The organism is Salegentibacter flavus, from assembly GCF_900115145.1.
GTDB lineage: Bacteria > Bacteroidota > Bacteroidia > Flavobacteriales > Flavobacteriaceae > Salegentibacter > Salegentibacter flavus.
Map to the genome: position 1 here is coordinate 1 of NZ_FOVL01000003.1, position 26,950 is coordinate 26,950.

Sequence of the window (26,950 nt, forward strand, 5' to 3'; positions counted from 1 at the left end):
AAACTGGTAACGCTGAAAAAAGGCGATGTATTTAGTAATGGTGTTGCGTGATAAACCCAAACTTGAACTTATCTGGCGTTTACTGACGCCCTGGCTGTACAACCTAAAAATCTGTTTTATTTTTCGCATATCTATCTGTTTGTTGGCCATGGTCTTTTTTACAAAAAAAGACATTTGGCTTCTTACAAATAGAATCGATTTTTTAGTGGCTCAATTTACTCCGGCTAAAGTGGTTCACTTTGTCCCGGCCAAGGTGGTTCACTTTAATCCGGCCAGGGTGGTATACTATGACCGTTTTTTGCAGTATACCTGCCTACGGTTATAAAAAAGATGAGCATGGATATTTGGTAATTGACGAAAAAGAAGCACCCATAGTAAAACGAATATTTCAGATGTCTTTGGAAGGTGTGGGAACTTATACTATTGCCAACATTTTTAATAAAGAAGGGATTCCCACTAAATCAGTGAAATTTAAAGGTAAGATAATAGAGAGAAAGGATAAGTACACCAAACGCACAATTAGCTACCCTAGGGATAATGTAGGATGGAGAGGCAATGTAATTCACGACATAATAAAAAACCCAATCCATAAGGGAGAAAGAAATTATGGTGATGTTTCCGTCCAAATTGATGCAATAATTGAACCTGGATTATGGGAAAAGGTCAATCGTAACCTGGAGCAGAATAAAAAGAATGTTGGACCAAAAACAAAGTTTAAGTATTTGTTGAACGGATTAATTTTTTGTGCTAACTGTGATTCTGAGCTCAGAGGAAAATTTAAAACTAGTGGTCGTAATAAAACTTATTCTTGTAAAGGTCGGGCAGCAGGAAAGGAATGTAGTTCAGCTAGAGGTTTAAATATCCCCCGCTTCGAATCATTTATCTTAAATCACCTATTTGACACCGAAGACCTATATAAGAAGCTTAAGAACCTTAAGGAACCATCTGATAAAGTTGATGTTTTAAAAAAGGAATTAGAGGATTTAAAAAAGAAAGAAAAGCAAATCCAGGTATCCATTAAACATTTGTATCGACTACTCATCGACCCTAATTTAAAAGAGGATGTTAAGGATGATTACCTAAAAGTTAAAAATGACCTGGAACAAATAAACATCGATATTGAAAACAAAAGAGAAGAAATAGCCCAACAATCCTTAGTACAAAGGAATGCCAGGCTTGATAGAATTTTCGGAGCGTTTAATTATCAAATGAATTTTGATGAAATTAAAAAGTCAGTACATGGTATAATTGAATCGATTGTGGTAAATCATATGCCCGAACAAAAATATTTTGTTGTTCAAATAAATTATCGGGGTTTTGATAAGAAGTCCGTTTTCGCAACTACTCATGGCCAGATGAAATGGATTAACATGAGGCATACTCAAGTTGTACCCCGTACCGAAGAAGATAAACAACAAGATAATGAGCTCCTGGATTACCTGGCATCAACAGAAAACTGGCCAAAGGAAAAGCTTATTGATGCATTAAAACATTTTGAGATGTGGGATAAGGAATATGAAGGTTGGGAAGTCCCCAAACTTTTGGAAAAATTAAAAGAAGTTCCTAACGAAGGGTATTCTAAAGTTAATATAGAAACACCCAATGTAGTGCTGAAAAAGGATGAGTTGTACGATTTTAATATTTAAATAGTAAATTCAATTTATTACGACTATTCAAAATTTCAAATTAATCTATAAGTATTATGAATAAAGACTACACCAATTTACCAAAAATTCAAATGTCCAATCTTAAGGTCATACCAGATTTTAAACTTGAAAAAACTACAGTTTATCTGAATGGTAAATTATTTAATGGGATTGGTTATGAGGTCTATCCAAATGGTGGGATAAAATATGAGGCGCTTTATTTAGATGGTAGAAAAAATGGAATAGAGAAATCGTGGTTTGATGATGGCCGTTTAAAATCGGAAGGTATAAATAGTGATGGTCATCTCGATGGCGTTTCCGAGGGTTGGTGGGAAAATGGAAATATGGCTTATAATTATTCATGGAAAAAAAATAAGCCCGATGGGAATTGGAAATCCTGGTATGAAAATGGACAAATTAAATACGAAAAATCATATCAAAATGGCCAGCCGCATGGCGTTTGGAAGGAATGGGCCGAGGATGGAAATCTAATTTCTGAGGAAAAGTGGTTAAACGGTAAGAGGGAAGGTGAGAAAAAATGGTATGATAATGAGAAAAAAGAACAATCAGATGTATGGACCGATATAGTAGCTGATGGTATTGAAAAAGAGTATTTTGATAATGGTAAATTAAAATATGAAGATGTATGGGAGAATGATGAATTAATTTCCGAAAAAGAATGGTTTGAAAACGGAAATCCTTATTTAGAAACTAATTATAAATATGATGATTTAGGTGGAATACATACTGAATGGTTTTCAAATGGTAAGAAGAAAATTGAATGTCGTATAAAGAATGATTTAAATCACGGATATTATAACGAATGGTTTGAAAATGGTAATCTTCAGTTTGAAATCGGTTATTTCCAGGGAAAAATGGATGGTATATTCAAATCTTATTATGAGGATGGTAGTTTAAAGGTAGAAACAAGCCATTTAGATGATGTACGTAATGGTATTTATCGAAAATACTACAAAAATGGCCAAATCGAGATAGAAGGTTTTTTGAAAAATAATAAAACCCATGGTATCGTAAAAAAATGGAATGAGTCAGGAAAATTAATTAAATTAAAAACATTCGAAGAAGGCAAGTTACTTGACGAAAAGCTATTTTAGTTATTAAATCACCCTATTTAACCTCATTAATATGTATTTAAGGTGGATGGTTAGAAAAGATCCATCCGGCGTTGATTTTGGGATTTGGGATAGCTTACAATCTCAACAATTAAGTTGTCCATTGGATGTTCATTCGGGCAACGTGGCTCGCAAATTAAAGCTTCTAAAACGTAAAGCGAACGATGCAAAAGCCCTAATGGAGCTTGATAATTCCCTTCGGAAAATGGACCCGGTTGATCCTGTTAAATATGATTTCGCATTGTTTGGAATTGGAGTCAATGAAAAGCTCTAACAAATTTAGCTTACCTGGATAGATAGATACAACCTCCTCCCGGTTCTGGTACGCCTTTTTTTATTATACGAAATAAGGTTTTCCCAAGTGATTCCATTTTCTCGAGAAGTCATTGAAACAAGCAACAGCAATAAAACCAATTAACTTTAACTTTACTAATTCCCCTGAAACCTAGGCTAAAACTTTTTTAATCTTATTTTAACATATGTCAATTTTTTTTGTTAATTTAGGTTAATTATTTATTTATGATAAAGACAGGGGCTAAACAGATGATCAAACCAGCGATATCGCGAAATGAGCTAGAAAGATTAGCTTCTCTGGAAGAGGCTGGAATTTTTAATACCTCTCCGGAAGCTGAATTTGATAACATCACCAAGCTCGCAAGTTTCATTTGTAAAACCCCGGTTTCACTTATTTCACTGGTTGGAGAGTCAGAACAGTATTTTAAATCGAGATATGGAACTGAAATTTATGGTTCCAGTCGGGAAATTTCCTTTTGCGCCCACGCTATTCTAAAGCCAAAACAATTAATGGTTGTGAATGACACCCGCCTGGATGAACGCTTTAAAGACAATCCTTTTACTCTCGATGAAAACAACCCGGTTCAATTTTATGCGGGAATGCCCCTGGTAGATCATCATGGTTTTGCCCTGGGAACCTTATGTGTGCTGGATACTAAACCCAACAAACTTGACAAAGAGCAAAAGATTGCTCTAAAAGCCCTTGCCAAACACGTGGAAGTTTTATTCGAACTAAGAAGAAAAAACAAGCATCTCGAACAGATAGAGAAAGAATTAAAGGAACATAATACAGCCTTAAAAGATTTTGCAGGAGTGGTCTCTCACGATATGAAAATGCCATTGGCCAATATGATTATTACCGCCGACATATTAAAAGCTAAATACGGTGACCAACTAGGAAAAGAAGGACTTAAATATCTTAAAAATTTAAAAAATGCGGGATTAAATTTAAGCGATTACATCAATAGCTTATTAACTCATTATGAAAGCAATGATACCTCAGATCTGAAAAAGCAGGAATTCGATTTGCACCATATGCTGGAGGAAATCATTGATCTTTTTAATATCAGCGATAATGTAGATATAAACCTACCCAATGAGAATATTATCATCCAATCAAACCGTGCTGCATTGGAACAGATTTTTCTGAATCTTCTAAGTAATAGTTTGAAATATAATGAAAGCGAGAAGATTGTCATAGACATTGATTTCAGACAAACCCCAGATTTTTATTATTTCAGTATCAGCGATAACGGGATTGGTATCCCACAAGACAAACAAGAAGAAATATTTCAAATTTTCACAACTTTAGCTGTTACCGACAGAAAAGGAAATAAAGGGAATGGCATTGGGCTCTCTACCGTAAAAAGATTGGTTAAAAATCTGGGAGGAAATATAAAAGTTAACTCCCAACCAGGCCAGGGCACACAATTCACCTTTTCGGCAAAACGCAACTTGTAAACAGCCAGCATTAAATTTATTGAGTTGCATTAATTTTAATATATTGTAAAAAGGGTATGCAACAAAAAACAGTGTCAGTTAACGAAAAAATGCGCCGTGCTGCTTTAGCACAATATGCCATTTTCAAATCGGATCCTGACAAGGATTATGACCAATTAACCTTTCTTGCTGCCGAAATTTGTGAGGTTCCAGTCGCCAAAATTAGTATTATCGCAAATGAAGAAGTCTGGAATAAAGCAGTTTATGGCACAGAACTTTCCTCTATTCCCCGTCAAAATTCCTTTTGCGAACTCAGTATACAATCCGGAGAAAAAATTCTTATCCTTCAAAGAGCAGAACAGCCTGAAGTATTTGAAAAGGCTAAGGGTCTTTATGACCGTGATTACCAGTTTTTTGCCGGGGTGCCTTTGGTAAATTCACAGGGGCACGCTATAGCTGTTTTTTGTGTATTTGATGTTAAACCCAGAATGCTGAAATCAAATCAGCTTAAATCTCTGGAAGCTTTAGCTAACCAATGCATGAACCTTTTCGAAGCCCGAAAGCAAACCTATAAATTACATCACGTACAGCGTTCTTTAAAACAAAAATACCGAGAGCTTGAGAAATTCGCTAGTCTTGTTTCTCACGATATAAAATCGCCGCTTGCTAATATCATTTCCCTTACAGAACTCCTGAAAGATGAAAATGAGGATAAACTGGACGAGCAAACCAAAGAATATCTGAATTTTTTAGTCGACTCCTCCTATTCCCTTCGGAATTATGTAGATGGAATTCTAAACTTTTACCGCAGCGATCATATTCTCGAAAAGGATTATGAGGATGTAGACCTTGCGGAGCTCTTAAAAGGTGTTGTAGGTCTTTATAATATTTCTGATGATATTGAGATCAATTATCCCAAAGAAGGAAAACTTCAGAATATTAATAAATTAGCACTTACTCAGGTGTTTATGAACCTTTTGAGCAATTCCTTAAAATATAACGATAAAGAACAGCGAAAGGTCGATATTCGATTTAAAGAAAGTAATGGCTTTTATAAATTCGAAGTTGAAGATAACGGAAATGGGATCCCGCCTGAAAAGGTAGAAAAAGCCTTTGAACTCTTCTCCACTTTAGATGCAACCGATCGTTACGGTAACCCGGGAAGCGGAATTGGCCTGGCCACCGTAAAGAAGCACATAGAAAATATGCACGGGCAAATAGAGGTTCAATCTACTCCCGGAGTGGGCAGTAATTTTAAATTCAGGATTAAGAGGCTTTAGCGTTTCATTTCCTATATTTGAAAAACATTTAAGTCAGCATGCATTTCAAACAGCCGGAAATTCTTTTCGCCCTTGTGTTTCTGCTAATTCCGCTGCTTGTTCACCTTTTCCAACTCCGAAAATATCAAAAAGAAGATTTTACAAACGTAAAGTTCCTTAAAAAGATTTCCCGCGAAACCAGAAAAAGCTCCCGCCTAAAAAAATGGCTGGTGCTGCTTACCAGAATGATAGCCCTGGGAAGTATTATTATCGCTTTCGCTCAACCCTACCTACCGGCCAGAGACCAAAACAGAACAACTTCAGAAAAAGTGATTTACCTGGATAACTCCTTCAGTATGCAGGCAATTGGAAAATCTGGCGAACTCCTGAATACTGCTATACAAGACCTTTTAAAAAATATTCCCGAGGAAGGAGATTTTCACCTTATCACCAATACTGAAGAGTATAAAAACCTGAATGCTGAAGAGTTAAAAACCAGGCTTGAGCAAACGGGGTTTTCCTCCAAATCTCTGGATTTCCAGGACATTGAGGTAAAAGCCTCTCAGTTTTCTGATAGGGAAATCCCTTCTGAAGTGATTATGCTTTCAGATTTCCAGCAACAAATGGAATTCCCTGAAAATTTTGAAGGCAAGATCAGCTATCACCTCGTACCATATAAGGCTGAAAATAATATCAACTTTAGCCTGGACAGCCTTTATATTGAAGAGCGTGACCCGGAGTTTTTGCAGCTGAATTTTATTCTGAAAAGCAACAGGGAAAATTCAGACCAGATCACGGTAAGTGCTTTTAATGCTGATGAATTACTAGCCAGAAAAACCTTTAGTTTAGATAACAAGGAGCGTCTTGAAGGTAAATTTCAATTGAGAAACGAACAGTTTCCTGCCGGCAGGTTGGAGATTGAAGACAACGGCTTACAATATGATAACAGATTATACTTCAGCATTAATCCTCCCCAGGAGATTAAGGGAGCTGCAATTTCAAGGGAATTAAGCCAGGCCGGTTTTCTTAACCGAATCTTTACTGGACCTGAATTTGAATTCCATAATTTCACTTCGGAAAATATTGATTACAATTTGCTTTCAAGGGCCAGTTTTATTATTCTGAATGAGCTGGAAGAAATGCCATCATCTTTAAGAATTTCCCTGGAGAAAATGCATAAAGAAGGAAAAACTATAGTGATCATCCCTTCAGAAGAAAATACCGCGGTCAATTCATTTCTTGGTAGCCTGCCCGCATCCGGCTACGGAAACCTGCAATCCCAGGAACTGCTTATTACGAATATCGCTTTTGAGCACCCGCTTTTGAACGGTGTCTTTGAGAATGAAATCAAAAATTTCGATTATCCCAGGGCTAAAAATCACTATAGGCTAACTGGAGGAAATAAGATTCTGGGCTTTCAGGATAATTCGGCTTTCTTAAGTGAACAGGGGAATATCTACCTTTTTGCTGCTCCCATAAACAGTGAAAATTCAAACTTTAAGAATGCTCCCCTCGTAGTACCGATATTCTATAACCTGGGCCGTACAGCCCTGGCTTTACCTCAATTGTATTACCAGGTGAACCGCACTAACCAAATAGAAGTGCCCGTAGAAAGCAGCGGCGATGAGGTGGTGAGCCTTGTTTCTGAAAATGAAAATTTTATTCCGGCCCAGCAGGCTTTCGCCGGTAAGGTTCGGCTTAATAACGAAGATCTGCCGGAAACCGCCGGAAACTTCAGCATTATCTATAAGGGCGAGGAAACCGGAAACATCAGTTATAACTACTCCCGAGAAGAAAGTAACGCTCTTTACAGCGAAGAATTTAACGATGCAGAAGTGTACAATTCGGTTTCGGAATATTTTAATAATGTACGAAGCGCAACTCAAAGCAAGGCGCTTTGGAAATGGTTTGTTATTTTAGCACTGATTTTTTTAACCGCAGAAATGCTCCTTTTAAAATACCTCAAATGAAACTACTCATTAAATCGGCCACCATCTTAGACCGTCAGTCCGATTTTCATAAGAAAACAGTTGACATTTTAATAGAAAATGGAATCATAAAAAAGATTGGGCCCAATATTCAAACAAATGCCAACCAGAGTATCTCTTTTAAAGATCTACACGTTTCCAGGGGCTGGTTCGATTCGAGTGTAAGTTTTGGAGAGCCGGGTTTCGAAGAGCGCGAAACCATCGCCAATGGCTTAGATACAGCAGCCAAAAGCGGATTTACCTCTGTGGCATTAAACCCTGATACTTCCCCTGTTCTGGATAATAACGGCGCAATTACTTCGGTTTTGTCTAAAGCGGGAAAACATCCGGTAAGCTTACTTCCGGTTGGGGCTTTAACCGTTAAAAGCAAGGGGGTAGACCTTGCTGAACTCTATGACATGCAACAGGCAGGCGCTATTTCCTTTGGAGACTACAAAAAATCTGTAGGCAATCCGAATTTGTTGAAACTAGCCCTCCAATATGCCCAGAATTTTGATGCTCTCGTACAATCTTTTCCGCAGGAAAACCGTATTGCAGGTAATGGGATGGTGAATGAACACCACCAAAGTACGATGCTGGGGTTAAAAGGAATTCCGGACCTGGCGGAAGAATTACAAATTACCCGCGATCTGTATCTTTTGGAATATACCGGCGGAAAATTACATATCCCAACCATCTCCACAGAAAAATCTGTAAAGCTTATAAAAGAAGCTAAGAAGAAAGGATTGGACGTTACCTGCAGCGTAGCAATTCACAATCTCACCTTCACAGACGAGCTTTTAAATGAATTTAATACTAACGCGAAACTTCTGCCACCGCTTCGCACTAAAAAAGACGTAAAAGCTCTTATAAAAGGCCTTAAAGAAGGAACCATAGATATGGTAACAAGCGACCACACCCCTATTGACACGGAACATAAAAAAGTAGAATTTGATAATGCACTTTTTGGAAGTATTGGTTTAGAATCGGCTTTTGGAGCATTGAATACCATTTTTACTCCTGAAGAAAGCGTGGAATTCCTCACCCGAGGCAAGGAAAGGTTTAAAATTAAAAATACTGGGATTGCCGAAGGAAACCCGGCAAACCTAAGCCTGTTTGAGGTAAAAGAAGAAGCTGTTTTCGGTTTGGACCATATATTTTCAACCTCTAAAAACAGTATTTTTCTTGACTATAAAATTAAGGGAAGAGCTTTAGGAGTCGTCACGGAAAAGGGAAGCATTACTGTCTAAAGAAACATAGATTTTATACCTTTGTAAAAATAAATAATTCCAAAGATGAAAACCCTCGTTGAAGAAGGTAAAACCGCAGCTATTGTAGCTTATTTAACCATTATAGGCACTATAATAGCTTATTTCATGAACTCTGACAGCAAGAATACTTTTGCCGCATTTCATATACGACAGGCGCTGGGAATTCATATCACTTTTTATGTCCTGGGCGTTCTTGTGGGCCTTTTCGACAGCTGGCTTGTTTCTTCTGCCTTTTATATTTTTATTGCTGTTTTAGGAATATACGGACTCGTAACAGCAATCCAGGGGGAACAAAAAGTAGTGCCTATCCTTGGGCATTATTATCAAAAATGGTTTAGTACAATAAATTAATGCAAACATCACTTTCTCTACATCACCTGGTTCGCAAACCGGCTATTGCTTCTGAAAAAACTCCTTTACTCATTATGTTGCACGGATATGGCAGCGATGAAAACGATCTTTTTTCTTTTGCTGAAGAACTACCCGGAGAATTTCTTATCATTTCGGTAAAGGCACCCTACCCGATGCAACCTTTCGGCAATGCCTGGTATGCTATACATTGGGACAATACTGATGGGAAGTTCAGCGACGATGAGCAGGCTGTTGAATCGCGCGATAGAATCGCTGATTTTATAGATGAGGCTATAGAAGAGTATAAAGTAGATAAAAACAATGTTAGTTTACTCGGTTTCAGCCAAGGCAGCATTCTTAGCCATGCGGTTGCCCTCTCCTACCCGGAAAAAGTTAAAAACATAGTTGCACTTAGCGGCTATATAAATAAGGGGATTCTAAAAACCGGATATGAAAAGAATGATTTTTCAAATCTGGATTTTTATTGTTCCCACGGCTCAGAAGATCAGGTTATTCCTGTGGAATGGGCTCGCCAAAACAAGCCATTTTTAGATAAGCTGGGAATAAAAAATCAGTATTCAGAATTTCCTGTGGGTCACGGAGTAGCCCCTCAGAATTTTTTCGAATTTAAATCCTGGCTGGAAAAAAGGCTCTAATTTAAAGGATAAAGGAAAGATTTCTCCCGGGTAAAATTGATCTGGCCTTCTTCATCCACTTCATAGCTAAAAAAAACCTCTCCCCAATAAGTGCCATCGGTAAAATCTGCGATGATCCATTTGTGATTCAAAACGTTTATTTTATTGATACGCATTAGCCCTTCCATTCCATCATAAGGCACCAGCTCGTTATCTTTCTCGGCAAGATTTCGGCTTATCAACTCGTCTTCAATTTTTGCGATTACTTCATCTGAATTTACGCCCATATTCTCAAAATAAGTGATAGCATCATCGTTTTCCTTCAGAGAAAAATACCGGAGATTGTCATTTTCAGACTTAAGAATTTCATTTTCTGTTTCCAGCTCTTCTATTTTAAGCTCCCGATTTGCCTTGTCCTCCTGAAGGGAATCAAGAATTCTTTTATCGTTTACATAGATGAATATGGTAAAAAGCACACTGAAAATAAACAGGTACAATAATATTTTATTACGCATTTTAAATTGTGATTTTTAGATTGTCATAGGCCAGAAAAACATTTTTTGGTAGTTGTTCCTGCACTTCGTCGTGAAAACCCAGGAGGTGACTAATATGAGTAAGATAGGCTCTTTCTGGCTTTAATTTATCAATGAATTCCAGCGCTTCCTCAAGATTTAGATGAGAATGGTGTGGTTCAATTCTAAGCGCGTTTACTACCAAAACCTTTAAATCTCTCAGCTTATCTATTTCCTCTTCTTCAATAGATTTAAGATCGGTTAGGTAAGCGAAATCCTTCATTCTAAATCCAAAAACCTGTACCCTGTTATGATCGAAGTCCACAGGAATTATTTCCAGCTCTTCAAAATGAAAAGGTTTATTCTCAATCTCCTTCTCAATTACACCCGGGGCACCCGGATATTTATTTTCGGTTTCAAAAATATAATCAAAGCGCTTTCTCAAACTTTTAAGCACTCTCTTATGAGCAAATACCGGAATATCACCCTGGCGAAAGAAAAAGGGCCGAATATCATCTAGACCAGCGGTATGATCGTTATGCTCGTGGGTATAGAGAATGGCATCCAGTCTTTGAACATTATTAGAAAGCATCTGGGTTCGAAAATCGGGGCCACAATCAATTAAAATATTATATCCCTCCCACTCTACCAATACCGAAACCCTAAGGCGTTTGTCCTTTGGATTCTTACTTAAACAAACCGGATGATTGCTTCCTATAATTGGAATTCCCTGAGATGTACCTGTGCCTAAAAATGTAACTTCCAAGAAAGATGATTTTAATCACAAAAGTAAATATAATTTTTTGTTTACTTTAACGATTTAGTACCTTTGATAGGACAAAAAACAGGAAATTTTAAAAGAAGAATTATGCCAATAACCATAATGGGTGACAAGGAATTTGAAAACGTTCCTTCAATAAAAAGTAAGGCCCTTCGCATTAATTTAAATGAAAATATCTACGGAACATTCTCAGAGATTGGCGCAGGACAGGAAACTGTAAGAAACTTTTTTCGTGCCGGGGGGGCTTCCGGGACCATTGCCAAGGCAATGAGTGCATACGATAAGGATTTTAGTGATTCCATTTATGGGATTGAAGAAGACAAGCGTTACGTGACAGAAGCCCGGCTTAAGAAAATGTTGTCTCACGAGATAAACCTTATAGAAGATCGTATTTCACGGGAAAAGCATCCAAATAAATTATTCTTCAGTTACGCCAATACGGTCGCAACCATAGATTTCGCCAAAAAATACAAGGGTCACGGCTGGATTGGTATTAAATACCAGGTTAAACCCGATGAAGATTATAACGAAATAAGTCTTCACATAAGATTTCATGAAAATGATGCCCGCCACCAGCAAAATACCCTGGGTATACTTGGGGTAAACCTTATTTATGGTGCATACTATAAATACGACAATCCTAAAAAATTACTCCGGTATCTTTACGATCATATCGATAAAGATCAGATTGAAATAGATACTATTAACTTTAGCGGTCCTCGTTTTAAAAATGTAGATAACCGTTTGATGAGTTTACAACTGGTTAAAAACGGAATGACCGAAGCCGTGATGTTTTCTCCCGATGGCAATAACGTGCTTCCTGCTGCCGTGCTTTACAAAAAAAATATTTTAGCGCTACGCGGAAGTTTTCGTCCGGTGACCAAGGTGAACATGGATATGTACGAAAAATCTCTTGAAATGTTCCTCGCCGAAAATAAGGTAGAAAAAGAAAATACTGAGGTGATTTTTGAGATTACTCTTTCAAACCTGCGAGCTGAAGGCGAGATTGATGAACGGGATTTTATGGACCGCGCCAAACTTCTTTGCTCCTTGGGACAAACAGTAATGATCTCGAACTTCCAGGAATATTACCGCGTAGTTGAATACTTTTCGAGATACTCAAAACAACGTATGGGTCTAACCATGGGGGTTAATAACCTAGTAGACGTATTCGATGAAAAATACTATCGTCATTTAAGCGGTGGAATCCTTGAAGCGTTCGGTAAGCTATTTTTCAAAGATTTAAAAGTGTATCTCTATCCTTTTAAAGATCCTGAAACCGGTGAAATTACCACCAGTGATAATTTAAAAGTGCACCCACGAATGAAAGAACTCTATAAGTTCTTCAAATACAATGGACGTGTAGAAGATATTAAAAATTACAACCCTGAAATATTAGGTGTCTTTTCCAGGGAAGTTTTACAAATGATAAGTGAAGGAAAAGAAGGTTGGGAAGAAATGATACCTGAAAAAACTACTAAGATGATTAAAGAGCAAAATCTTTTTCATTATGAAGAAAGTAAGAAAAAAGCCGAAACCGAAGCTTAGCTTAGAAAAATAAAAGCAAAAAAAGGCTGTTTTCAGATTGAAAAACAGCCTTTTTTAATTTTATATGGAATCAGGTCCTTGTGATCTTTGCTCCAATAGCTTTTAAACGCTCGTCAATATGTTCATAGCCACGGTCTATCTGTTCGATATTATGTATATGTGATACCCCCTTTGCAGAGAGTGCAGCAATTAATAAAGAAATTCCGGCCCTGATATCGGGAGAACTCATCGTGGTAGCTTTTAACTGCGATTTAAAATCGTGGCCAATCACCGTTGCCCTGTGAGGATCACAAAGAATGATCTTAGCTCCCATATCGATAAGTTTATCGACAAAGAAAAGTCGGCTTTCAAACATCTTCTGATGAATGAGCACACTTCCTCTCGCCTGCGTTGCCACTACCAGCAGGATACTCAATAAATCTGGAGTGAATCCTGGCCAGGGAGCATCGCTGATATTCATTATAGAACCATCAATAAAACTTTGAACTTCATATCCATCTGTATGAGCAGGAATATAGATATCATCTCCTCTTTGCTCAATGGTTATTCCTAATTTTCTAAAGGTGGTCGGGATTAACCCCAGCATATCCCACCTTACATTTTTAATGGTAATCTCACTTTTAGTCATTGCGGCCATCCCAATCCAGGAGCCTATTTCTATCATATCCGGAAGGATAGTGTGCTCACAGCCTTTCAGGTTTTTCACGCCTTCAATTTCCAGCAAATTAGACCCAACGCCTTTAATTTTTGCTCCCATTGAATTTAACATCTTGCATAATTGCTGTAGATAGGGTTCGCAGGCAGCATTATAAATAGTGGTTTTCCCTTCAGCTAAAACAGCGGCCATAACAATATTGGCAGTGCCTGTAACCGAGGCTTCTTCCAGTAACATAAAGCTACCTTTGAGGCCATTGGGAGCTTCTACACCATAAAAACGTTCTTCTTTGTTATATCTGAATTCCGCCCCAAGTTTTATAAAACCCTCAAAATGAGTATCCAGGCGGCGACGGCCTATTTTATCTCCTCCGGGCTTAGGGATAAAACCTTTTCCGAAGCGGGCAAGTAAAGGACCAACTATCATGATGGACCCTCGTAAGCCACTTCCGTCTTTTTTAAATTGATCGCTACTCAGGTAGTCCAGGTTAAGCTCATCACTTTTAAAAGTATAGCTCCCCTTTCCCTTTTTATTGATTTTAACTCCAAGGTTCTTAAGAAGCCCGATGAGTTTGTTAACATCAAGAATATCTGGAATATTGTGAATAATTACTTCCTCAGAAGTTAACAATACTGCACATAAAATTTGAAGAGCTTCGTTTTTTGCACCTTGCGGTTGGATATTTCCTTTTAAACGATGTCCTCCTTCAATCTGGAAAGTTCCCATGAAAATTAAAAGATTTTAGTGACGCTTGCGGCCTTTGCCACGGTTAGATTTCTTAGAAGGTGCTTTAGTGTGCTTTTTCTTATTGCGCAATAAATTAGCTGCCTCGCTCAGATCTTCATCGGTATTTTTTAGGTTAATAGCACCATTGCTCAGCTCATTTAGATGATCGAAAATCACCTGATCTTCAACAGAATCGCGATTCCAGTTGAGATAAGATTTTTTCATATGATTAGCAATAGACAAAACCAAAGCCTCCTTTAGGGGGCCTTCTTCATATTTTTTTGCCTCATCAATCATTCGCTTAATATTGTTTCCGTAGAAACGATATTTGGGAAAGTTTTGAGGGTATTCAAGCATCTCGGGACGCTCAGATAGCATTTCCCTGGTTGGTTTTGGAAAGGGAGATTCCACATCAAGTTTAAAGTCACTAATAATGAATAACTGATCCCAAAGTTTATGCTGAAAATCGGATACATCTCTTAAGTGCGGATTCATATTTCCCATAACGGCAATAATAGATCTGGCTACTTTGTTGCGCTCTTTTTCATCTTCAATACTTATAGCGTGATCTACCATTTTTTGTAAATGTCGGCCGTATTCAGGAATTATGAGGTGACTCCTTTCGGAGTTATATTCTAATGCGTGTGTCAAAATTGAAATTTATAAGGTGATACTTTTATGTAGAAGTTAATCGCTGCAAAATACTAAATATTATCCAGAAATATTCCGATATCAAAATTTTTAATAGTTACAGAGAAATTACCCCCTCTACATTACGGGCAACTTCTTTATATTTTTCGATTACGACATCGGGGTTTTTCATTCTCACGTTTATAGATACACTTGTGTATTTGCCGTTTTTGGATTGTTTGGTAGTGATCACTGCTCCCATATTATTGAAAATTCCTTCTATTTTTTCAACTTTTTCTTTCCTGGTAGGAACGATGAATTTATAAAGGTATTCTGTAGGCCAAAGTGAGGTATCGTGCAACTGCGCTTTAAGTTTAGCGTAAAATTCTTCCGGATTACTTGCTTCGCTCATAAGTTTTCTTTCTTCATTTATAAATGCAAAGATACATAGATTGGTTACATTTTTATAATCGGATACAAATGACGAAATTTGCAGCGTGAAAACAAAAAAAATTGTGATAACCGGCGGCCCCGGCACCGGCAAATCATCCATCATCCGAATGTTAGAGGCCCAGGGCCACGAATGCTTGCACGAAATCTCAAGACAGGTTACCCTCGAAGCCCAAAAACAAGGTATAGACCAGCTTTTTCTGGATAAACCCTTACTCTTTAGCGAAAAATTGCTGGAGGGGCGAATCGTGCAACATAAAGAAGCCGATATGCTCCCGGCCACTACGGTTTTTATCGATCGCGGAATTCCCGATGTTCTCGCTTATATGGAATACTTCAAAACAAGTTATCCATCTGATTTTATTGAAGCCTGTAAGAATCACCTCTACGATAAAATTTTTATCTTACCTCCCTGGCCGGAGATATACGTGAGCGATAATGAACGATATGAATCTTTTAATGAATCCAGGCGCATTTCCAGTTATCTTGTGGAAACCTATAAAAATTACGGCTACACTCCCATTGAGGTACCAAAAATTCCTGTAAGAGAGCGATCGGAATTTATTTTAAAGACAATTGATGAATAATATATTTGCAAAAAGCCACACACATACTGGAAAAATACTGGGGGCATAAAGCCTTCAGGCCTATGCAGTGGCCAATAATTGAGGCTGCATTACAAAATAAAGATGTTATTGCCCTTCTACCAACCGGCGGTGGAAAATCGGTTTGTTTCCAGGTACCGGCACTATACCGCGAAGGAATATGTGTTGTAGTCTCGCCCCTTATCGCGTTAATGCAAGACCAGGTAAATGCGTTGAAAAATAAAGGCATAAAGGCCATGGCGCTTACCGGAGGGATCTCTTTTCAGGATCTCGATGCCGCTTTGGACAATTGCATCTACGGAAATTATAAATTTCTTTATCTATCTCCGGAAAGATTGCAGCAGGAATTAGTCCAGGAACGAATAAAACGAATGAATGTTAACCTTATCGCTGTAGATGAGGCGCATTGTATTTCGCAATGGGGTCACGATTTCAGGCCGGCATATCGAAATGTGAATATTCTTAAAGCGCTTAAACCCGGAGTGCCGGTAATGGGCCTTACGGCCACTGCAACTCAAAAGGTGGTAGAAGATATTGTGACCCAACTGGAATTAGAAGATGCTGAAGTTTTCAAACAATCTTTTTTCAGAAAAAATCTGGCTTACAATGTTTTAAATGCTGAAGATAAAAATTACCGCTTATTACAGCTTTTAAGCAAAAAAGAGGAATCGGCTATTATTTATGTGAGGAGTCGGAAAGCAACAATTGAGGTCGCTAATTTCCTTAAAAAAAATAATTATAAAGCTGAAACCTTTCACGGCGGATTAAAGTTTGAAGAGAAACAAAAAAAACTTCAAAATTGGCTGGACAATAAAATCAATATTATAGTCGCTACCACAGCCTTTGGAATGGGTATAGATAAGCCCGATGTTAGGCAAGTTATCCATTTGAATCTTCCCGAATCTATTGAAAGTTATTTCCAGGAAGCTGGGCGGGCTGGGCGTGATGAAAAATCCGCGACTGCAACTATTATTACCCATACCAGCGACATCCCGGTTTTAAAGAATCAGTTTCTGGCAGGAATCCCTGATGTAGCAGATGTAAAACTGGTATATCGAAGGTTAAATTCTTATTTCAGAATCGCATACGGAGAAGGAGAAAATACAAGCCACGATTTTAATTTCGGGCAGTTTTGTCAGCATTATCAATTTAATACAATAAAAGCCTATAATGCCCTTCAGGTGTTGGATCGCTGCGGAATACTCAAACTTTCTGAACAATTTTATAAAAAAACCGAATTACAATTTATTGTTTCGGGCAGGCAATTACAGTTTTTTCTGGAGGAGAATCCTAAATACAATTTGCTAGCTAAGGCTATCTTAAGAACCTATGGCGGAGTCCTGGAAAACCAAACCGGGATTAACCTCAGTAAAATTTCAGATAAAACAGGAATTAATGAAAAGGAAGCCCTCCATCTTTTGGACGAACTTCAGAAACAGGGAATCGCAGATTTCTCCCATGCTAAACACGATGCCAATATTACATTTTGGATGCCGCGGGAGGACGACACCACTATTAACCCTTTTTCAGTTTACATAAAAGAACAAAAAAGAACAAAAGAAGCCAACATTCAGGCTATTCTAGACTACATAGCCAATGAAAAAGTTTGTCGTAGCCGCCAATTACTGGAGTATTTTGGCGAAAATAAAGTGGAGGACTGCGGAATATGTTCGGTTTGCACCGCTACCAAAAAGGTTTTAACGCGAACCGAAATGAATAAAATCTACAGGGATATTATACCTCTTTTAAAGCAGAAAGAATATACTTCCCGCGATATAACCCAAAATATAAATTATCCGGAAAACCACGTTCTGGAAGTTTTACGACTTTTAGCTGAAAAAGAAATAATTTACCGTACTAAAACAAACACTTACAAAATTAAAGATTGATGAAAGACCTGAAAATAGTTTTTATGGGTACTCCGCAATTTGCGGTTCATTGCTTAGAAGAAATTTTAAAAAAGGGCTTTAACGTGGTTGGGGTCATTACCGCCCCCGATAAACCCGCAGGCCGTGGCCGTAAACTGCAAGAAAGTGCTGTGAAACAATTCGCAGTAGAGCACAATTTAAAAGTCTTACAACCAATAAGTCTCAAATCAGAAGACTTCCTGCAAGATCTAAGACAGCTGCAGGCCGATGTGCAAGTGGTGGTGGCCTTTAGAATGCTTCCAAGAGTGGTTTGGGCCATGCCCAAAATGGGCACCTTTAACCTACACGCCTCCCTCCTACCTCAATACCGCGGAGCTGCACCGATTAACTGGGCAATAATGAACGGAGAAAAAACAACAGGAGTTTCTACTTTCTTTTTGGATAAAAAAATAGATACCGGGGCTATGATCCTACAGGAGGAAGTTGAAATCGCTCCGGAAGAAACCGTAGGCGAGCTTCATGACAAATTAATGCATACCGGTGCAAAATTGATCACCAAAACCCTTCAGCAAATTGAAGAAGGAAAAGTAAAGCCTATACCCCAGGCTGAAAGCGGTACCTTAAAAGAAGCTCCTAAATTAAGCAGGGAAAACACAAAAATAGACTGGACTCAGGATCTTGATAAAGTTTACAACCATATACGCGGTCTAAATCCTTATCCGGCGGCCTGGTGTATTCTAAAGAACAATGGAGAGGAGTTAAAGGTGAAAATTTTTGATTGTCATAAAGAACCTGCTGTGCATGATCTCCCTGAGGGTAAAATTTTAATAGAGGATAAAAACCTGAAAGTAGCCCTACAAAAAGGATTTTTAATAATAGATGAAATTCAACTTCCGGGAAAACGAAAAATGAAGGTAAAAGATCTTTTAAACGGATTTAAATTCTCCGATGAGGCAAAATTCCTGTAAACCCTTATCACCACTGAAGGAGCAAAAAATCCATAAAACTTACATAACTTTATTAACAAAAAGTTAAAGTTATTAACAATAAGCCGCTTTTCCCTTGTTATTACTTGCACGGGAAAGAATTCCATATAAATTTGTAGAGCAATTTAACAGAATGTTTAACCAACAATTTATTTAAAATTCAAATTATGAACAAAACAGATTTAATTGATGCCATGGCTGAAAATGCTGGAATCTCTAAAGCAGCAGCAAAAAAAGCCTTAGAATCTTTTCTAGAAAATGTTGAGAAGTCACTTAAAAAAGGAGACCGTGTATCTCTTGTAGGATTTGGCTCCTGGTCAGTTTCTAAAAGAGCTGCTCGTGAAGGAAGAAACCCACAAACCGGAAAAACTATTAAAATTGCTGCTAAAAATGTAGTTAAATTTAAAGCCGGAGCTGACCTGCAAAAAGCTGTAAACTAATAAATTGTATTAGTACGAAATTAGGAAGCCTTCCCCCGGGAAGGCTTTTTTTATGCAAAAGTTTTGTTTAAATGTTTGATTTTTTTCAAATAAATAGTAGCTTAGATAAAAAGAATCCTGTTATGATAGCTTTAAAACCAACCAAAGGCCATCTTTTAGTAGCAGAACCTTCTATAATTGGAGATGTCGCATTTAATCGCTCTGTAGTCTTACTTGCCGATCATTCCGAGAAAGGTTCCGTTGGTTTTATCCTGAATAAAATTCTCGATTTCAATCTAAAAGACCTTATTCCCGAATTAGATTCTGATTTCAAAATTTATAATGGCGGCCCCGTAGAACAGGATAACCTGTACTTTATCCATAAAGTACCGGAACTTATTCCCGAAAGTATTGAAATCGCTAATGGCATATATTGGGGAGGAGATTTTGATGTAGTAATAGACCTTATCAGGAAAGGTGAAATTTCGGAAAAACAGATCAGGTTTTTTCTTGGGTATTCAGGTTGGGAAGCAGAGCAACTTAATGAAGAACTCAATTCGCATTCCTGGATCATCACCACAAATGAACATGCTTCCGAAGTAATTGAGAGGCCTTATATCTCGTTCTGGAAAGACAAAATGATGCAACTTGGTGGGGATTACCTTTTATGGTCTAACGCCCCAGAGAATCCTACTTACAACTAGCCCAAACGCGCTTTCACGTTTAATTTTGAAAGCAAGTCCCTCGCTACCGTATTATCGAAATTTTTCTTGCGGTATTTGGTAATTGGCTGTATACCCAACACCACATTGGTTATAAATAACTCATCGGCTTTCTGAAGTTCGAAAGGTGAGACAGAAGCTTCTTCCAGAGTATATTCCGGTAAATCTTTAATAACTTCCAGCAGTTTTTTACGCGTTATCCCATTTAAAGCACCATCAGTTAATGGCGGGGTTTTTATCGTGTTTCCCTTTACAACAAAAAGGTTTCCGTTTAAGGCTTCCACTACACTCTTCTTTTCATTCAATAGAAGACAATTTTCATAATTATTTTCCGAAGCATAAATACTTCCCAAAACATTAACTGCCCGGTTATTGGATTTTATAGTGGCGAGAAGTCCGCTGGTTATATAATGGTCTTTAAAAAGCTCAATTTCATAATCTTCCTCATTCAGAAGATAGAAAGCATCTTTCAAAGGCGCCACAGTAATTATATAATCTATCTCTCTGGTAGCCGGTGTATAATAACCTCCCTCTTTTCTAAAAACAGTAAACCTGATTCTCGCCGGCGAATTTTTCAGGTCATTTGCTTCCACTAGTTCCCCCATTTTTTCTTCAAGAAATTCAGGAGAAAAACTGGCCGGGATCTCCATCCTCATTATCCGCATAGAAGCCATCAATCTAAAGTAGTGATCCTCCCAAAACATCACCTGCCCGTTTATCACCCTAATGGTTTCAAAAACCGAGTCTCCATAGGCAAGTCCACGGTTAAATACTGAAAGTTTCGCATTCTGGTCTTCTACCAGGTTTCCGTTTAGATTTATCATAAAACACTTTAAATTACTGATCAGGAAGCATAAAAAAGCCCCCATTTATGGCGGGGGCAAAGGTAATGTTTATCTCTTGAATATTAAACTGATCCAAGTACCTGTTTTAAATCGGAAATCATATTATCCCAAAGCATTTTGCCTTCATCAATTTCATCTTCTTCAGCAAAATCGGTAATCATTATTGAAACATCTTTGGTAATATCATCCACCTGAATCCTGATCTCGAAAAAATATGGAGTATCCTCATCGTCCAGCCACTTGAACTTCACACGTTCATCGCTTTTTTTACTTACCAGCTTGGCCTTCTCCTCACTGCCTTCCCAGATAAAAGTGAAAATCTCACCACGGGAATTAACGTTATCGGCATACCATTCACTTAAGCCCGAAGGGGTGGAAATGTATTGATATAATAGAGAAGGAGAAGCGTGTATGGGAAATTCCATTTCGTACTTGATCTTTTCTTCCATTTTATGATTTATTAGTTAGTTCGGGCAATATAGATATTAATTGGAAAGATAAAAAGAAAACAAAATAAATATTTTAGAAAATAATGTTTGCGGCAACCCAAATTGTTTTTATATTTGCACCCGCATTTACGGGCAGTCTATTACCTGAAAAGGCACGCCAATAGGCAGATTACAACGTTATGGCGAGGTAGCTCAGTTGGTTAGAGCGTCGGATTCATAACCCGGAGGTCCCGAGTTCAAATCTCGGTCTCGCTACAGTAATAATAAGGCTTCACAGAGATGTGAAGCTTTTTATTTTTGTACCTAGTACAGAATAAGTACAGAATGACGAATTTTCGTGAAAATTTGATGAAAAAATTTTCAATATTACCATTTAGTAGCAATTGAAAATAAATTTTATGATTATTCTCTCAGATACACCTTCATATCCCTTATCGTAACTTTCTGAACAATTTTACTTTTAAAAAAAGAGACCTTTTCTTTTTCTTAGAAAATTAAATTGATACAATAACTCCCTTACCCTATTGTAAAATTCTAAAGCACATCTACTTGTATTTTATCAGTGGATTTAGATCAATATTTCTGATAACGGACATTGGAATGCATTATATCTTAACTTCTAGTGCCACAAAACATTAGTAATACTTAATATCTTAATTGGAATTATTCCTAATTTTGGATATTTTCCTATATTTGGAATTTAGAAGTATTAGTTTTTAGCAGAACAAAATTCTATTTTTAGCAATTATGTACACCTCTCCATTAAGGGAATTTTCAAGAAATGATTATTTCGACAAGTCTATTATCAACGATGATATGGCCGAATATACTTTTGATTATTTCTTCTCGGGAAAGCGAATTGGATCCAGAAAGGATCTTATCGATTTATTTGTAGTAACCTGGATAATGGACGATGTGGAAAATATATTTATTCGTTATTCTATTTATTCTGGAGATAAAACAAGCTGGAAAGATAAAATTACCGAACAGTTTAAAAAGCTTATGTACGATATAAATGTAAGTAAGGAAGTTGCTAGTGGACGGTTGAGATATTTTGAAGTGGAATCAGAAAAATATTTACCTACTGAATCTTTTGAAAAAAAATTTTTGGAAACGAAATCTAAAATGAGACGATTTAAAGAAAATTAAGCTACTTCCGTTGCAATTAATGGTACTTCATAGGGAAATGCAAAATTAGAATGATCCTGACCATTTAGCCAGGCCTGATGATCCTGTTGTTTTAATACCACCGGCATTCTTTTTTTATTATTATGAATTTCAGCCATCAACTCATTTGCTTCAGTAGTTACAATGGAATAAGTATTAAGAGCTTCGTTTGTTTGTGGATTTATCCAGTTAGAATAAATTCCTGCGAATGCAAAAATTTCCTGATCTGTAGGAGTAATTAGATACTTTTGTTTGTCTTTTCCTTTGGGATCTTTCCATTGCCATTCATAGTAACCATCAGCAATAATCAAGCAACGTTTTTTCACTGAATTTCTAAAAGATGGTTTTTCAGATATAGTCTCAATTTTAGCATTCAGGGTCATTTTTTTGATTTTATCATCTTTGGCCCAAAATGGTATTAATCCCCAATTAAACATTTGGATTTCCCCTTGGTTTTCATCTGAAATCACTGGAGTTTTTGAAAATGTAAATGCATTGATTTCCTGTTGTGGTTTATAGGCTTCGGGTTCAATAAATCGCGCTTCTAAAGTACGTTCTATATCACTGAGTTTAGCATTGAGTTTAGTTCGATAGCACATAGTTCTAATTTTATATCAATTTACTAAAATCTGTTGAATTTGAAGGGTAGGTAAACCAAAAGGCGCTAGGCGACAGCTTTAATCAGTTTAATATCATATCTTTAATAGAATGAAAACTCTTTGCCTAATATTTTTATTTATACACTTTAACCTTTTTGGGCAGGAGGTTTATTACTCTTTTCTTACTGAAACTTACCCCAACATCTACAGGTCAGAATTTAAATGGGTTGACCGGAGGATCGTTTTTGAAACCAATGATGTAACTATTGTAACCGAAACAAAACAGGGAAAGGATATTGAAGTATTAAATATCCAGGAAACCCAAGTTTTAGATGACAGACTTATACTAATTTGTGAAAACAGAAGTAAACGTAATATAACAATTGTATTTCCTAAAGAACAGGAGGAATTTTTGTACGTAGATTATTATTACCGCTCCCCTACAACCAATGAAGAGATCCAAATAAGGTTGCACCTTGAAGAAATGCAAATTGACCAGGGGGATCCGGTAAAAATTAAATTTGGTTAAGATAGAGAAACGTAGAAACCGGAAACGCTACAAGGTCAACCTGATGCATAAGCTTCTTACATAACCTCAAATCTTTTTATAAACATATGCCCTATAACTATAGTTTACTTCTTCCCTGGTGTAAGTTTCTCCCGAAATCATCCACATCGTTTTATTGTCTGGGAAGGAAATTTCATATTCTGTACCTAAATTCTCGTCACTAAATATGTTGAAAGTCCCATTAGAAATTTCTTCCCATTGGAGATCATCACTGGTAGCTAATTCATTTATAATACACTCCCCAGTACCAACGTCCACTGTATATTCCACAGACTTGAAACTCCCATTATTACTAAAAGTAATGATAGAATTTTCCGTACATGGTGCAGGATCTCTTTCAATTGTTTCCCCCTCTTCTATAAATTCTGTTATTCCCTGATACTGCCAGCTACCTACAATTTGGTTTGAAGACTCATCTTCAGAAGAACAGGAATAAAATAGAATTGCTAAGAGAAGAAGTAATAATTTTTTCATTGTTTAAAAGGTTTATTTTTATTTTTTGCTCTGTTCTATTTTTAAGATTAATTTGTGTCATAGGGTAGAAATGACATCAAGGCAGTCTACTTTCTTTAATAATGTTTTTTGCAATCTCCAGATATAAATCTTTATTATAATTTATTGCACTTTCCTCTATTTCCACGTCCAATTTTAAGCCATTACGGTGAACTTCTGGACCTTTTGGATAGAAAGCAGTAGCTTTGGTGAAATCTATAGAAGTACTATCCATTAACATTATTTCATTTCTGTTAAGAACAGCACCGCCAGATTGTTCTCCAACAGTAATAACATTAGGCGCGGCCTGTATTGCCATTCCTATCCACTCAGCCTTGCTCAAAGTAGATCTATCTACTAGTAGAATAACCTTTCCTTTATAATAATTCCTGTTTCGCCTACCTGCCGCAAAAGGATTCATAATCCATCTTAGGGCTGTTTTGGTATCGGGGTTACCATAGGATGGTAATTTGGGAGTAAGCGCTTTTACAAATTTCTTCCGGCGAGGATACAAATGTTTCGGAAGGGTTCCCTGCGATATATTCTGTGGATAATTGCGAAGATCTATAATAATTCCTTTTGTTCTCTCAAACCTCTGGAATGCCGCATCTACTTCGTCTTTTGTAATCTCATACAGGTTCATATAACCAATATCTTCACTCAGCATTTTCCAGTTTTCAGTCTTTTCAGGGTGCTTTCGTTGATACTTTTCATACGGATACTTCAATGTATCCAAACGTATATACTCCTCGATCTTAACACCGTTCTTTTTTAAAGCGCCTACCTTAATTGAATCTTTGTCTGAAGACAGTAAATAGCTGTTTTCAATTTCCCTCTTCAGGTAATTTTCATTGGAAACGCTAATAACCTGAGAAAATTTATCGGTGTAATACTTCTTTAGTTTCACGCCTTCTACGGAATAAATAATATCACCGACTGAAATCGTATTCTCCTTTATCGAATCTTCATTAAAAATCCTGGTGATCACGAGGGAATCATTGATTATTCTCCCACCGAAGTTTGGAAAATGGGTAAGGGAGTTTAGGGTACGACTGGGATAGTAATTGGCATGGGAATCGTTTAGCTTGGTGAATAGTTTTTCCTTGGCCAAATCGAACGATTTTTGATCTTTCTTGATAAACTCCGGGATCATTTCTGGCAGGACCTGAGACCAGGCTGTATCGGTTAAGTAGATATTGACATTCCAATATTTCATGGCATTCCAAAAGTGCGCCAGGAATAATAATCGGTGAGCCTTGTTGGTTGCGTCAAAATTCGCTAGGGGCTTATCATTCGTGAAATCTACAAAGTTGGCCAGGCGGTGTATCGATACATAATAATCTTTATAATTTTTGTTCAATTGAATTTCTTTCAGAAGCGCCTGTAGGTCTTTACTAAAACCCGAATTCGATATCCACTCAAAATCTGCATTTTTGCTGAATAGTTGCTCTCTTTTTCTCCAGTTTTCTTTCGGTTTTAAATCTTTTGTCCCCAGGCTTTCCAGCCAGCTGAGCACTTGTGAATTAAAATCCTGCCGATTACCTATGTTTTCCAGTTTTTCGACTTGACTTAAAAACTCTGCGTTTATATTGTAATTGCCACGGCTAACTTCAGGATGTTGATATTTAACCAGGCCCCATACCCGGATTAGGTTCTCAATTTTTTCTTCTTCGGAAATCCTTGCTTGGGAAAAACAAACTTGAGAGCAGATTAAAAACAGTAGGAAATAATAATTTTTTATCATTGGTACGGTTTTACCCAAGTTATTGTAGATTTTGTTCATTATGTTTTATTACACCATCAATTATTTCATCTATGGCCTTTTTCATTTTTGGAGCTGTATCTTTTCCACTTTGGTTTGTGATCAGAAAAATTCCCAAATCGTATTTCGGTAATATAAATAGAAAACATTGCGACCTGGGCACCCCGCCATGATGTGAATAATATTTACCCAAATCAACTTGTGAAGCATCCACCTCCCAGAAATAAGCTACTCCCACTTCATCGGTATAATCTACCAGGACTTTATGGGACTCCTCCACTACCTCATTATTTTCTAATTGGTGATGGATGAATTTAATCATATCTGGAACAGTAGATTTAATACCTCCTCCTGCACCCCAGGGTAATTTACCCATTGGTAAGGTAATATCAGGATGATCTGCGTGATAACCCAAAGCCAGGTTTTTCTCATTATTCTGATCCAGGGCAATAAAAGTCTCCTCCATACCTACTTCATTGGAAAGAAACTCCGTGAGCAGTTTTTCGAATTCTGTTTCATACACATTCTCTAAGATGTGGGCGGCAAGTTCTGTTCCTGCGGTTGAATAAGAATAATTTAAACCGGGAACGGTATCTATGCTGATTTTATGCAAATCCTTTAGAAATGACTGCTGACTATAATCCTTCAGGATGCTATCAATCTTTGAAGGTGTGTCCTGCTTTAGAAAGTCGGTTGTCATAAGAGAATTAAGCTTTAGGGGAAGAACATTAGGAAGGCCGCTGGAGTGTGTGAGCAGATGTTTAATTTTTACTGGCTGATTCTCATAGGCCAAATTAGGATAGTCTTTCTTCAAATATTTACTGACCTTATCTTCAAGATTCAGTTTTTCCTCTAATACAGCATTAGCCATAAGGGTTCCCGTCAATACTTTACTCAAAGAACCTATTTCATAAACAGTATTATTGGTAGGAGAATTGTTTTTACCTTTTTCCAATTCCCCGTAATGACCTATATATTCCTGTTTATTGTAAATTAAACCTATAGAAGTAGAATTAATTAATGGTTCATTAATTAATCGATTTGCAGCACTATCAATGAGTTGTTGGATTTCTTTATTTTCTTCGTTTAGGACGCTTTCCCTATTGGGATTTTGATTACAGCTTATAAGTAAGGTGATAATTAATACAAAGTATATGTATTTGATCATGT

At 37.2% G+C, this 26,950-nt stretch carries 28 protein-coding genes, 1 tRNA gene and 1 pseudogene; 18 read left to right on the forward strand and 12 right to left on the reverse strand.

The window, feature by feature from the left end; genetic code table 11:
• Nucleotides 1-174 (reverse strand): helix-turn-helix domain-containing protein (locus tag BM266_RS16910; RefSeq protein WP_317040948.1); only part of this gene is annotated, 174 nt, incomplete at its 3' end.
• Nucleotides 175-287: 113 nt separating this feature from the next.
• Here BM266_RS16910 and BM266_RS03485 point away from each other — a divergent pair.
• The 9 genes and pseudogenes from BM266_RS03485 (at nt 288) to BM266_RS03525 (ending at nt 10,017) form a co-directional block, all read left to right on the forward strand.
• On the forward strand, nt 288-1,646 hold the full coding sequence (locus BM266_RS03485; RefSeq protein ID WP_093405941.1) for a recombinase family protein: 1,359 nt from the start codon (nt 288-290) through the stop codon (nt 1,644-1,646).
• 56 nt (nt 1,647-1,702) lie between these two features.
• The gene (locus tag BM266_RS03490) at nt 1,703-2,761 is read left to right on the forward strand and encodes a toxin-antitoxin system YwqK family antitoxin (RefSeq protein ID WP_093405944.1); all 1,059 of its coding nucleotides are present in this window, start codon (nt 1,703-1,705) and stop codon (nt 2,759-2,761) included.
• 25 nt (nt 2,762-2,786) lie between these two features.
• Nucleotides 2,787-3,053 (forward strand): annotated as a pseudogene (locus tag BM266_RS03495) (DUF2400 family protein); the annotation flags it as partial.
• A 245-nt stretch (nt 3,054-3,298) separates the two neighbouring features.
• Nucleotides 3,299-4,534 carry a GAF domain-containing sensor histidine kinase gene (locus BM266_RS03500; protein ID WP_245760379.1) on the forward strand — a complete coding sequence of 412 codons (1,236 nt, stop codon included), beginning with the start codon at nt 3,299-3,301 and terminating at the stop codon, nt 4,532-4,534.
• Between the two features lie 56 nt (nt 4,535-4,590).
• Nucleotides 4,591-5,793, forward strand: a complete 1,203-nt coding sequence (locus BM266_RS03505) for a GAF domain-containing sensor histidine kinase (RefSeq protein ID WP_093405946.1) — start codon at nt 4,591-4,593, stop codon at nt 5,791-5,793.
• 38 nt (nt 5,794-5,831) lie between these two features.
• A complete protein-coding gene (locus BM266_RS03510) occupies nt 5,832-7,742 on the forward strand; it encodes a BatA domain-containing protein (protein WP_093405949.1) in 1,911 nt (636 codons plus the stop codon).
• Complete coding sequence (locus tag BM266_RS03515) at nt 7,739-8,989, forward strand: dihydroorotase (RefSeq protein WP_093405952.1); 1,251 nt, start codon at nt 7,739-7,741, stop codon at nt 8,987-8,989. The genes BM266_RS03510 and BM266_RS03515 overlap by 4 nt, the downstream gene beginning before the upstream one ends.
• A 45-nt stretch (nt 8,990-9,034) precedes the next feature.
• A complete protein-coding gene (locus tag BM266_RS03520) occupies nt 9,035-9,361 on the forward strand; it encodes a DUF4870 domain-containing protein (protein WP_093405954.1) in 327 nt (108 codons plus the stop codon).
• The gene (locus tag BM266_RS03525) at nt 9,361-10,017 is read left to right on the forward strand and encodes an alpha/beta hydrolase (RefSeq protein WP_093405957.1); all 657 of its coding nucleotides are present in this window, start codon (nt 9,361-9,363) and stop codon (nt 10,015-10,017) included. The genes BM266_RS03520 and BM266_RS03525 overlap by 1 nt, the downstream gene beginning before the upstream one ends.
• On the opposite strand, the gene BM266_RS03530 is transcribed toward BM266_RS03525, so the two are convergent.
• Nucleotides 10,014-10,511, reverse strand: a complete 498-nt coding sequence (locus BM266_RS03530; protein WP_093405959.1) for a hypothetical protein — start codon at nt 10,509-10,511, stop codon at nt 10,014-10,016. The two genes, BM266_RS03525 and BM266_RS03530, sit on opposite strands and share 4 nt — an antisense overlap.
• A 1-nt stretch (nt 10,512) precedes the next feature.
• A complete protein-coding gene (locus tag BM266_RS03535; RefSeq protein ID WP_093405962.1) occupies nt 10,513-11,274 on the reverse strand; it encodes an MBL fold metallo-hydrolase in 762 nt (253 codons plus the stop codon).
• Between the two features lie 102 nt (nt 11,275-11,376).
• On the opposite strand from BM266_RS03535, the gene BM266_RS03540 reads away from it, so the two are divergent.
• Complete coding sequence (locus tag BM266_RS03540; protein WP_093406396.1) at nt 11,377-12,837, forward strand: nicotinate-nucleotide adenylyltransferase; 1,461 nt, start codon at nt 11,377-11,379, stop codon at nt 12,835-12,837.
• Between the two features lie 70 nt (nt 12,838-12,907).
• On the opposite strand, the gene murA is transcribed toward BM266_RS03540, so the two are convergent.
• From murA to BM266_RS03555, 3 genes are all read right to left on the reverse strand, one after another.
• Entirely contained in the window at nt 12,908-14,218 is a 1,311-nt protein-coding gene (gene murA, locus BM266_RS03545) for a UDP-N-acetylglucosamine 1-carboxyvinyltransferase (protein WP_093405964.1), read from the reverse strand.
• Between the two features lie 15 nt (nt 14,219-14,233).
• Nucleotides 14,234-14,869: a DUF4290 domain-containing protein gene (locus tag BM266_RS03550; RefSeq protein ID WP_093405967.1), complete on the reverse strand. Its 636-nt coding sequence runs from the start codon at nt 14,867-14,869 to the stop codon at nt 14,234-14,236.
• 97 nt (nt 14,870-14,966) lie between these two features.
• The gene (locus tag BM266_RS03555; RefSeq protein ID WP_093405969.1) at nt 14,967-15,260 is read right to left on the reverse strand and encodes a DUF493 family protein; all 294 of its coding nucleotides are present in this window, start codon (nt 15,258-15,260) and stop codon (nt 14,967-14,969) included.
• A gap of 85 nt (nt 15,261-15,345) precedes the next feature.
• On the opposite strand from BM266_RS03555, the gene BM266_RS03560 reads away from it, so the two are divergent.
• From BM266_RS03560 to BM266_RS03580, 5 genes are all read left to right on the forward strand, one after another.
• Nucleotides 15,346-15,885 (forward strand): AAA family ATPase, encoded by a 540-nt coding sequence (locus BM266_RS03560; protein ID WP_093405972.1) that lies wholly within the window; start codon nt 15,346-15,348, stop codon nt 15,883-15,885.
• 5 nt (nt 15,886-15,890) lie between these two features.
• On the forward strand, nt 15,891-17,792 hold the full coding sequence (locus BM266_RS03565) for a RecQ family ATP-dependent DNA helicase (protein ID WP_093405974.1): 1,902 nt from the start codon (nt 15,891-15,893) through the stop codon (nt 17,790-17,792).
• The gene (fmt, locus tag BM266_RS03570) at nt 17,792-18,739 is read left to right on the forward strand and encodes a methionyl-tRNA formyltransferase (RefSeq protein WP_093405977.1); all 948 of its coding nucleotides are present in this window, start codon (nt 17,792-17,794) and stop codon (nt 18,737-18,739) included. The genes BM266_RS03565 and fmt overlap by 1 nt, the downstream gene beginning before the upstream one ends.
• Nucleotides 18,740-18,924: 185 nt before the next feature.
• Nucleotides 18,925-19,197: an HU family DNA-binding protein gene (locus BM266_RS03575; RefSeq protein WP_006990442.1), complete on the forward strand. Its 273-nt coding sequence runs from the start codon at nt 18,925-18,927 to the stop codon at nt 19,195-19,197.
• A 122-nt stretch (nt 19,198-19,319) separates the two neighbouring features.
• A complete protein-coding gene (locus BM266_RS03580) occupies nt 19,320-19,880 on the forward strand; it encodes a YqgE/AlgH family protein (protein ID WP_093406398.1) in 561 nt (186 codons plus the stop codon).
• Here BM266_RS03580 and BM266_RS03585 read toward each other — a convergent pair.
• On the reverse strand, nt 19,877-20,722 hold the full coding sequence (locus BM266_RS03585; RefSeq protein WP_093405979.1) for an aminotransferase class IV: 846 nt from the start codon (nt 20,720-20,722) through the stop codon (nt 19,877-19,879). The two genes, BM266_RS03580 and BM266_RS03585, sit on opposite strands and share 4 nt — an antisense overlap.
• A gap of 83 nt (nt 20,723-20,805) precedes the next feature.
• Complete coding sequence (locus BM266_RS03590) at nt 20,806-21,192, reverse strand: START-like domain-containing protein (protein WP_093405981.1); 387 nt, start codon at nt 21,190-21,192, stop codon at nt 20,806-20,808.
• 181 nt (nt 21,193-21,373) lie between these two features.
• Between BM266_RS03590 and BM266_RS03595 the strand changes: the two genes are divergently transcribed.
• Together BM266_RS03595 and BM266_RS03600 are read left to right on the forward strand one after the other, a co-directional pair.
• Nucleotides 21,374-21,447, forward strand: a tRNA-Met gene (locus tag BM266_RS03595).
• Between the two features lie 492 nt (nt 21,448-21,939).
• Nucleotides 21,940-22,341 carry a hypothetical protein gene (locus BM266_RS03600; protein ID WP_093405983.1) on the forward strand — a complete coding sequence of 134 codons (402 nt, stop codon included), beginning with the start codon at nt 21,940-21,942 and terminating at the stop codon, nt 22,339-22,341.
• On the opposite strand, the gene BM266_RS03605 is transcribed toward BM266_RS03600, so the two are convergent.
• A complete protein-coding gene (locus tag BM266_RS03605; RefSeq protein WP_093405986.1) occupies nt 22,338-22,958 on the reverse strand; it encodes an SOS response-associated peptidase in 621 nt (206 codons plus the stop codon). The two genes, BM266_RS03600 and BM266_RS03605, sit on opposite strands and share 4 nt — an antisense overlap.
• A 109-nt stretch (nt 22,959-23,067) precedes the next feature.
• Here BM266_RS03605 and BM266_RS03610 point away from each other — a divergent pair, with 109 nt between their 5' ends.
• The gene (locus BM266_RS03610; RefSeq protein ID WP_093405989.1) at nt 23,068-23,487 is read left to right on the forward strand and encodes a hypothetical protein; all 420 of its coding nucleotides are present in this window, start codon (nt 23,068-23,070) and stop codon (nt 23,485-23,487) included.
• A 66-nt stretch (nt 23,488-23,553) separates the two neighbouring features.
• Here BM266_RS03610 and BM266_RS03615 read toward each other — a convergent pair whose 3' ends face one another.
• The 3 genes from BM266_RS03615 to BM266_RS03625 all read right to left on the reverse strand — a co-directional run bounded on the left by BM266_RS03615 (nt 23,554) and on the right by BM266_RS03625 (nt 26,948).
• Nucleotides 23,554-24,000 (reverse strand): hypothetical protein, encoded by a 447-nt coding sequence (locus tag BM266_RS03615; protein ID WP_093405992.1) that lies wholly within the window; start codon nt 23,998-24,000, stop codon nt 23,554-23,556.
• 76 nt (nt 24,001-24,076) lie between these two features.
• Entirely contained in the window at nt 24,077-25,762 is a 1,686-nt protein-coding gene (locus tag BM266_RS03620) for a S41 family peptidase (protein ID WP_175494747.1), read from the reverse strand.
• A 19-nt stretch (nt 25,763-25,781) separates the two neighbouring features.
• Nucleotides 25,782-26,948: a serine hydrolase domain-containing protein gene (locus BM266_RS03625; protein WP_093405998.1), complete on the reverse strand. Its 1,167-nt coding sequence runs from the start codon at nt 26,946-26,948 to the stop codon at nt 25,782-25,784.
• Between the last annotated feature and the right edge of the window lie 2 nt (nt 26,949-26,950).